Origin of the sequence: Sporolactobacillus pectinivorans (genome assembly GCF_002802965.1) — a bacterium.
Lineage (GTDB): Bacteria > Bacillota > Bacilli > Bacillales > Sporolactobacillaceae > Sporolactobacillus > Sporolactobacillus pectinivorans.
In genome coordinates this window covers 188,825-197,588 of record NZ_NXGA01000001.1, presented here as the reverse complement: position 1 = coordinate 197,588, position 8,764 = coordinate 188,825, and the positions used below count along the sequence as shown (strand labels likewise).

Below are 8,764 nucleotides of genomic sequence, written 5' to 3'. Positions count from 1 at the left end.
TCCTTTCCTTGATCGGGTCACGCATCGCTGTCACATTCATCTGCTTAATGGGGAATCCTACCGATTCAGGCAGAGTATGAAACGGCAAGAAGACAAAGGGTAAGCCTGGAATTAGGTTTAAGGGGGCNCAGAGAAAAAGAATATTTCTTATACTTTGGATCAATAAGTGCAACTCATATCAAAATCTGAAGAATATTTTCGTTTACAATAAATGCAGGAGTGATAATTATGAACAATTGGATGCATGAGATGATTGAATGGATTGAGAATCATCTTTTTGATGAGTTCTCACTCAAGAATCTAGGGAATGATATCGGATATTCTCCTTACTATTGTTCTTTTAAGTTCCATCAGCTATCAGGAGTGACGATCAGAAGATATATGTCGTTGAGAAAAATATATCTTTCTTCCATTGAACTTGAAACTACAAATCAAAGAATTATTGATCTTGCATTTAAGTACGGATTTTCATCTCAGGAAGCTTTTTCGAGAGCATTTAAAAATACGTTTGGCATCACTCCTACTGCTCTTAGAAAACATCCGCAACCATTACAGAGCTATGTGAAATTAAATATAAAAGGTATAGAGGATGGTATAATTATAGATATTTCCCAAAAATTGGAGATTGAAACGTTACAGAATAAAATTTCAGATCAGTTTGATCAAAATATATTGAATATCTTAAATGGAGAGATGATGTATAAAGAATTTTCAACACATCAGTTAATGGGAAAGAGTGACTATGTTCCTTTCAATGAAGCTATGTGTTCAAATGATACACATAAATCTATTTTTAGTGGAACTTTTAACAGACGTAGAGCCTCAGGACATCATGTATCATTAGAGCAATATGAAAATATTGTCATTACCCCTTTAAAACCTCTGTTTGACAAACAATACAAATGCATTGTTTTGTGGTTCGGGGATGACATGTTTTGTCAAATGAATCTGTTAACTGTGTTGGCATATTTAGATCAAGTAGGGTACAAAGGAAAAACATTCTTTCATATGGTGAAGGAAACAACTTATGAGGTAGAAGAGACAGAAATCGTTCCACAGGGTTATAAAGAAATCTATCTTCAGGTGTTGATTCATCATTGTTTTCCTGAAATTCCATTAATGCCTGTTATGTATCAGGGAATCAAGCTGTATCTAGAATATTTAAAGAAAGACAATGAAATTACAGCGTTTATCAAAAAAAATCTAGATCGTTCTCAAAATGAATTATTAAGACAATTATTTCGTGTCTTCCCTCAATATGGTTTGGGAGATTTGCAATACTTAAAAATCATTAAAACGATAAAAGATGCATAAGGTATTGGCCACTTTTATGTGTCATACAGCTAGAGAGAAAATGAATCTATTTTAAATGGCCCCTTCAGATTAATGATCCTTATCACTGGGACGTAGGAATAACAAAAATAAAGAGGGTCTCCATTATTTGATGCTTACGTCTTAAAAACAAGAGATATTCTATAAGAAATTTAAGATCTTCATTCGTGTTTATAAAAGGCTTCCAACTTTTTATTAATGAATGGATTGAATAAGGTGAAAAACTATGGTATATTGTATAACAACATAGTTGTTATACAATATAGTTTGGTTCTCTTTTTTTTGACTAACTATGTTGCATAGCAATCTAGTTTCTCGAAATTTGTTAGAGGGGGAGGATGGTTTGTCTTCCAGTCAGATTCTTAAAGGAATTCTAGAGGGGTGTTTATTGTCTATCATTTCTAAGGGCGAAATCTATGGATATGAAATGATCGAAAGACTTGGAACATACGGGTTTACGATGGTGAGTGAAGGGAGCATTTACCCTCTGCTAATCAGAATGAGAAAAGAAGGATTTGTTATGACGCGTCAAAAGGAATTGCCTTCCGGCGGACCTAAACGGAAATATTATTCTTTAACTGCCAAAGGACTTGAAGAATTGAAAACATTTAAGAAAACATGGACAGCTATTTCCGAGAGTGTGAATAAGTTGATCAGGGAGGAAGAATGAACATGGTTAATCTTTCAAAAGAAAGCCGTGATTTTCTGGGGAATCTGCGGCTCTATCTAATTTCAGATGGGAAAAAAGAAAAGGATATCGAAGAAATTGTTGGAGAACTGGAAGATCATTTATACGAAGCTGAGAAAGATGGAAAAAGTGTTGAGAATATTATTGGGAAGTCACCTAAGATATATATGGATCAGCTAGCTAATGAATTGCCTGTTGATTCTAAAGTGTGGCAGCTTTGGATTCCTTTGATCATGATTGGTGTTATGGCTTATAATCTATTGGGTAAAGCGATAAACGGAGCTATATCTTATTCATTGCTTGAACTTATTGGGAATATACTGATCACACTGTTTAGCCTCGTGCTCATAGCAGTTTTATTTAAATATGTAGCAAGCAGCAAGGCTTCAAGAATAAAGGAAAGGTTACTTTTCTTTCTTTTCGGCATTACACCCGTTGCTCTCTTTGTTGTTTTAATCTATCTGGACCAGTCGATTCATACCCCCTCGGTTCATTTTGGAACAGCAGGGATGATCATTGCCATTGTGCTTGCCTGTCTCTTTTTTGCTGGTATTTCGATGTGGAGCAAGTCGTGGGCGGGTATTCTTATCCCGATGATTCTTTTTCTACCGGAACTGCTTCTAAAAAGAACGGGGTTTTCAGAACCCGAAAAAGATGTGATTAGCATGGCTTTAACGTTTTTCTTAATGGGTATTTACATATTCCTGCTAAGGAAACGTAGGAAAACAATAAATGAAGCAAACTAATTTCTAGTCAACACGTGTTGGTTAATTTCGCCGCAGCTTCTGATTGTGCTGCTGTGTAGCATCTCTTTATAATGAATAACTTATATTGGAATTGATTAAATGGAATTGGACTATAGAGAGTGAAAAATGGAAAGCAGTCGTTGTATTTGATTTTGGTAGATCCGTCCATGGGTGGTTCTTGGTTTCAATCTGGGGACTACTGTCAGAAACCGGCCGGCATTATGCTCTGGAAGAAGCTGCAAAAGCTCAGGAGTGGATGGAGAGCAGACAAAGTATCGGGAAAATTATTTTGGACGTGCCACAGTAAATTGATACATTTCTGAAAATTTTTCTTGACACCCAATCTATACTTTGTTATAAATAAAGTCACCAACGTTAAGGGGTTTTCTATTGTGGGACATCGAGTCTTTAAGAAACTCCAACTGAATAACTTTTATTACTACTTTGGTTTCTTTCGTTAGTGTTTGCATTCGCTTGACTGGGTGCAGACACTTCATCAGATGTTTGCATCCATGCGGGAACCAGGAGTAGTTTTGTTAAACTCGGAAGAATGGCCACATGGATTGATTCAATAGTCTGTGTGGTTTTTATTTATCTTGCGAAAGATTCTTAAACACCCACAGCTATTGAAGCCTGGGTGTTTTTTTCGAAAAAATTAAAAGAGACTGTTCAAAAAGGTGACGAAGGAGAAACAAGCGGGCGTTGAGATTCGCCGCTGATCATTCGGTGACTTTTTGAACGCTCTAAAAAGGTGGGAGAGATTGGAATGACAAACGTATTAGCAGGCAAAATGAAAAAGGAGTTAAGTTTGCTTCAGCCTTCGGACATTCTGAAATTCGATCAGGAAACGTCTTCAATTCCGGGCATTATCAAGCTGACATTAGGCGAACCGGATTTTAGTACGCCTGCGCATGTGAAAGAGGCCGGTAAGCGAAGTATTGAAAAAAACCGCAGCCACTATACAGCTTCCAATGGGACAATTGAATTGCGCCAGGCGTTTAGCCATTTCATGAAAGTAAAATACGGACTGGATTACGAACCGGAAAAAGAAATACTGGTGACAGCAGGCGCGACGGAAGCCATTTACACCATTTTAGGCTCCGTTTTAAATCCCGGTGATAAGGTGCTGATTCCGACACCGATTTTTCCTCTTTATGTTCCAGTCACCCTGCTCAACGGAGGGGAAGCTGTTTTTCTGGATACTTCGAAAAATGGGTTTGTCCTGACGCCTGAAATGCTGTCGGAAGCTTTGGACAAACATGGCAACGCGGTCAAAGCAATCATCTTCAACTTTCCAACCAATCCAACCGGAGTGACATACCGCAGAGATGACGTGAAGGCCCTGGCCGCTGTGCTGGAAAAGCATGATATATTTGTGATCAGCGATGAAATCTACAGCGAGCTGACTTATGGAGAGCGGCACGCTTCAATGGCCGAGTACCTTCCTGGACAGACCATTCTCATTAACGGAGCGTCTAAATCGCACGCGATGACAGGGTGGCGGATTGGTTTTATCTGCGGACCGGCTGACATTATAAAAAAGATGGGCATTGTTCATCAATTCACGATTACATCGGCAACAACGATTGCTCAGGACGCAGCACAGGAAGCATTTGAAAACGGGATGGACGACGGAGCCAAGATGCGCGTCGAATACGAGAAACGGCGCGATTTTGTTTATCAGAAGATGGAGGAACTTGGTTTTGAATGTCCGAAACCGGAAGGGGCATTTTATGTGTTTCCGAAAATACCGGAAGGGCTGATCCAGAACAGCCTGGACTTCTGCATCGATTTGGCTCAAAAGGCAAAAGTCGCTGTCATCCCAGGAGATTCGTTTGGACCCGGCAGTGAGGGACGCATCAGAATCAGCTATGCAGCAAGCATGGATACGCTGGAAGAGGCGATGAACCGGATTGCGCAATATGTTAAAGAGAACAGGAAAAGTGAAGGGAGCCTGGAATGGTGAAAATCTTAATGTTTACGGTCCGGGACGATGAAGAATCGGCAATCAGGGAATGGGCGAAGCAGAATGGCGTTAAGGTCGATATGAATCAGATTGAATTGACTGCTGATACAGTAAAGTTGTTAAAAAGCTATGACGGTCTCGTGATTCAGCAGCGGACGAGAATCGCTGATCCGTCGATTTTTGCTGCATTAAGAGAATATGGAATCAGGCAAATCTCCACGCGCACAGCGGGCTACGACATGATCGACAAGGAAATGGCAGCTGCTTATGGCCTGGCTGTTACCAATGTGCCGGCGTACTCCCCGAATTCAGTGGCGGAGCTTGCGGTCACCCAGACGATGCGCCTGATCCGAAATCTGCCGCAGTTTGAAGCGAGGGAAGAACAGCAGGATTTCCGCTGGTCCGGCCTGATGGCGCGGGAAATCCGTTCATTAACTGTCGGCGTGATCGGTGCCGGCCGAATTGGCGGTACAGTGGCGCGATTATTCAAAGGGCTTGGTGCGAACGTGATTGCCAATGATATCGTGGAGCGGGATGAACTAAAGGACATTTTAACGTATGTTTCTAAGGAAGAATTATTGAAGCAGTCCGATATTGTGACACTGCATGTGCCCTTGCTGGACTCAACGGTCAGCTTGATTGACGAGCCCGCTCTGGCACTCATGAAGCCCGATGCATTCCTGATTAATGCGTCCAGAGGACCGGTTGTTGATGTGCATACCCTGATCAGGGCATTGCAAGACAAAAAAATTGCCGGAGCGGCCTTGGATACTCTGCCGGGAGAAGAAAAGTTTTTCAATGTGGATCTGCGGGGGAAAGAACTACCAAGTGAAGCATTGAAAATGCTGCGCGCGATGCCTAACGTCCTGATTACACCGCACATTGGTTTTTACACGAACTTGGCTGTTAAAAATATGGTCGAAATCAGCCTGAACGATGTGATGTCCATCCTGAAAACGGGACAGAGCGAGCATCAGGTCAATCAGATTATGGCCGAAGAACGGTAATTTTAAACCATTGACATGCTTTGACCGCGCTGGAAAACACATTCGGCGCGGTCATTTTTATTCATACTCGTCAATTTTTAAAGTACGATAGTGAGATGAAGAACCAAATAATATCTCAGTGAAAACGTTTTTAAGATATAATAAATAGTGGGAAACCGTTTCTAACAGTGAATCGATAGAGAGGTGAAAGCAATGGGACGCCGCCGGGAAAAAATTTATAATGAATTAGCGAAACAGTGCGGCCTGTTCGATAAACAAACACTCCTGGAAAAATCGGGGGTCTCTGCTTCTGATCTTGCAAAAACTTTGGCTGTCCAGAGGAGTAATGTTAGTTCGGAATTGAATGAACTGGTCAGGGAAAAACGCGTGATCAAGTTTGTCACTCGCCCGGTTTTATATGTTCCCGCTGACATTGTCCGTTCGCAGTTCGGCGATGTGGTTCGTCAGTTCTCTGTAAAGAGCGCCTCATTGAAAGAACTGGTCAGTCAGGAGGATGCGCATGAGAAGAATGAAGATCCATTTGCACATCTGATTGGGGCAAACGACAGCTTGAAAAGCAGTGTGAAACAGGCAAAGTCTGCGATTATGTATCCGCCCCGCGGTCTGCATACACTGGTCCTTGGATCGACTGGATCAGGTAAAACTTTGTTTGCACATATGATGTATAATTACGCCAAATCAATTAGGCGAATCGATGAAACTTCGCCCTTTGTCGACTTTAACTGTGCGGATTACTATAACAATCCACAGCTGTTGATCGGGCAGCTTTTTGGTTATGTGAAAGGAGCATTCACAGGGGCTTCGCGCGATCAGGAAGGACTGGTTGCCAAAGCGGACGGCGGTATCCTTTTTCTCGACGAAATTCATCGCCTCCCTCCTGAAGGACAGGAAATGCTGTTTTATTTTATGGACACCGGCCGATACAGCAAACTTGGAGAAACAGGGAATAAGCGTGAGTCTCGCGTTCTGATCATAGGAGCTACAACAGCCGATCCGGAATCAGCCCTGCTGCAGACTTTTTTACGTCGGGTGCCGGTCATGATCAATATACCGGATTTCCGCAACAGAAGCATTAGTGAACAAATTGGATTGACCAAGTTTCTGTTATCGCGTGAAGCCCACCGCACGCGCCATAAATTTCATGTCAGCGCCGATGTCATCAAAGCTTTAATCGGCAGTGTCACGTTCGGCAATATCGGGCAGCTGAAGTCCAATGTGCAGCTGATTTGTGCCCAGGGTTTTCTGGACAGCATGGATAATGAATACGTTCAACTTGACGCGAAGATGCTTCCGATGGAAATGCGGGAAGGGCTACATCGCATTTCACATAATCCGCAGGTCAATCAGCAACTGAACAAGAGGCTGCCTCTGTTTCTTGTTGTGAACGGTCGAAAAGACCCGATGCTTACGGATGTAGATCAGTATGAACCGCCTTTTGATCTGTATAAAATGATCTCCGGGAGATATGACGCGCTGATCCAGGAAGGACTGTCTGCCCACGATATTCGGAAACTGATTGCCGAAGATATCAAGGGACAGGTGAAGGAATTCTATCAGAAAACAGCGAAGGATATGCTAATGACCTCTATTGACAAGCGGATCGCCAGCTTGTCCAAGGATCTTGAAGCGATCTGTTCCCAAGTGCTTCCTGGTAATATAAGCGACCAGTTTGTTTCGTTATTGAATGTGCATCTGTCATCATTTCTTGAGCATCCAGACCGTAAGATAGATTGTCCGCCTAAGCTGGAGCAGTCCATGTTCTCGTATGCGGAAACAGATTACAAGGCAGCCTCCAAGATTGCGAAACTGATTGAGGAACGTCTTTCCGTCACGTTGCCAGAAGTCGAAATATCCTATATTGCCTTTTTGCTCAATTCTTTTGCTGAACTGTCCCAGCAAAAAAATGTGGGCATTGTCGTTGCTGCGCATGGGACGCAGACAGCAAGCTCCATGGTCAGCGTTGTCAAAGAGCTAATGGGCGATTACCCGGTTGCGGCAGTGGACATGCCACTCAGTCTTAATTTCGGCGATATTTTTGACAACATCGTTCAGAAAGTAAAATCGGTGAATCAAGGTGCCGGCGTTCTGATGATGGTCGATATGGGATCGCTCTATTATTTTGAAGATAAGATCGCCGAAAGTGCCAATGTCCGTGTCAGAGCGATTGACATGGTTTCAACACCGATGATTCTCGATGCGGTTAAAGACGCCAATTATCTTCATATGAATCTCAAAGACATTGTGGATGCCTTGTATAAACTGCGGCAGACAGTCGGTCAAGAAAGCGATCCGGAGGGAAACGAGCAGAAGAAAGCGATCCTAACCATCTGTACCACCGGAAGTGGTATTGCGAACAGAATTAAAAGCATTGTAAGTGTGTATATTCACAACATGACGGATGAAGATATCCGCATTGTTCCTGTATCGATCGAAGGCTTGTATGAACATGCGCAAAAGATTCAGGCTAACTATAAAATAATCGCCAGTATTGGTGCCAAAAGTCCGAAACTCGAGGGTGTGCCTTTCATTACTTTATCCCAGTTCGTCAGCGGCGAGGGGCATGAAATACTTCAATCGATCCTGACATCGAAAAATCTTCCGCCTAAAGAAAATCCTTCACATATCATTGTTAAAGGCGTTTGCGAAGACAGCCTTCAGGATATGCTGCTTTATTTGAATCCCAAAAGAGCGGTTGCGGCCATTCTTAAATTCAATGACGCGCTTCAAAAGATACTGGATATCCATTTTAAAAATGCTACACAGATACGTTTGATTATGCACCTTGCGTTTGCTTTAGAACGAGAGGTTGCACATACGCAGCTTAAATACGAGGACACTTTCAGCGATGAGAAAAGGCAGATTCTTGCCCACTTAAGTCCTGCATTGGATGTCATTAAAGATAAAGTGAATATACAAATGAGTGAAGGAGAAATTTATTATTTTATCGATATGATGATCGATGAGCTTGGAAAGAATGTATTACTTTCGCAAGTATCGAACACATAGTGTTTTATTTAATCGGGAT

7 protein-coding genes are annotated in these 8,764 nt (G+C 42.1%); all 7 read left to right on the top strand.

Annotated features, from left to right (window positions below):
- Positions 1-228 precede the first annotated feature (228 nt).
- The 7 genes from COP04_RS01020 (at position 229) to COP04_RS00990 (ending at position 8,745) form a co-directional block, all read left to right on the top strand.
- Positions 229-1,314 (top strand): helix-turn-helix transcriptional regulator, encoded by a 1,086-nt coding sequence (locus tag COP04_RS01020; RefSeq protein WP_100486302.1) that lies wholly within the window; start codon positions 229-231, stop codon positions 1,312-1,314.
- A 361-nt stretch (positions 1,315-1,675) separates the two neighbouring features.
- Entirely contained in the window at positions 1,676-2,002 is a 327-nt protein-coding gene (locus tag COP04_RS01015) for a PadR family transcriptional regulator (RefSeq protein WP_100486301.1), read from the top strand.
- Between the two features lie 2 nt (positions 2,003-2,004).
- Positions 2,005-2,766, top strand: coding sequence for a DUF1129 family protein (locus COP04_RS01010; protein ID WP_100486300.1), 762 nt, complete (start codon positions 2,005-2,007; stop codon positions 2,764-2,766).
- Between the two features lie 85 nt (positions 2,767-2,851).
- Positions 2,852-3,073 (top strand): hypothetical protein, encoded by a 222-nt coding sequence (locus COP04_RS20155; RefSeq protein WP_239984720.1) that lies wholly within the window; start codon positions 2,852-2,854, stop codon positions 3,071-3,073.
- 459 nt (positions 3,074-3,532) lie between these two features.
- Positions 3,533-4,732 (top strand): aminotransferase class I/II-fold pyridoxal phosphate-dependent enzyme, encoded by a 1,200-nt coding sequence (locus tag COP04_RS01000; RefSeq protein WP_100486299.1) that lies wholly within the window; start codon positions 3,533-3,535, stop codon positions 4,730-4,732.
- On the top strand, positions 4,729-5,739 hold the full coding sequence (locus tag COP04_RS00995) for a D-2-hydroxyacid dehydrogenase (RefSeq protein WP_100489474.1): 1,011 nt from the start codon (positions 4,729-4,731) through the stop codon (positions 5,737-5,739). Before COP04_RS01000 ends, COP04_RS00995 begins: the two co-directional genes overlap by 4 nt.
- Before the next feature lie 192 nt (positions 5,740-5,931).
- Positions 5,932-8,745 carry a sigma-54-dependent transcriptional regulator gene (locus COP04_RS00990; RefSeq protein ID WP_100486298.1) on the top strand — a complete coding sequence of 938 codons (2,814 nt, stop codon included), beginning with the start codon at positions 5,932-5,934 and terminating at the stop codon, positions 8,743-8,745.
- The last annotated feature ends 19 nt before the right edge of the window (positions 8,746-8,764 follow it).

Bases quoted from the DNA above. Each gene is read 5' to 3' on its own strand.
- COP04_RS01020 (WP_100486302.1), top strand. From the start codon at position 229: ATGAACAATTGGATGCATGAGATGATTGAATGGATTGAGAATCATCTT.
- COP04_RS01010 (WP_100486300.1), top strand. From the start codon at position 2,005: ATGGTTAATCTTTCAAAAGAAAGCCGTGATTTTCTGGGGAATCTGCGG.
- COP04_RS01000 (WP_100486299.1), top strand. From the start codon at position 3,533: ATGACAAACGTATTAGCAGGCAAAATGAAAAAGGAGTTAAGTTTGCTT.
- COP04_RS00990 (WP_100486298.1), top strand. From the start codon at position 5,932: ATGGGACGCCGCCGGGAAAAAATTTATAATGAATTAGCGAAACAGTGC.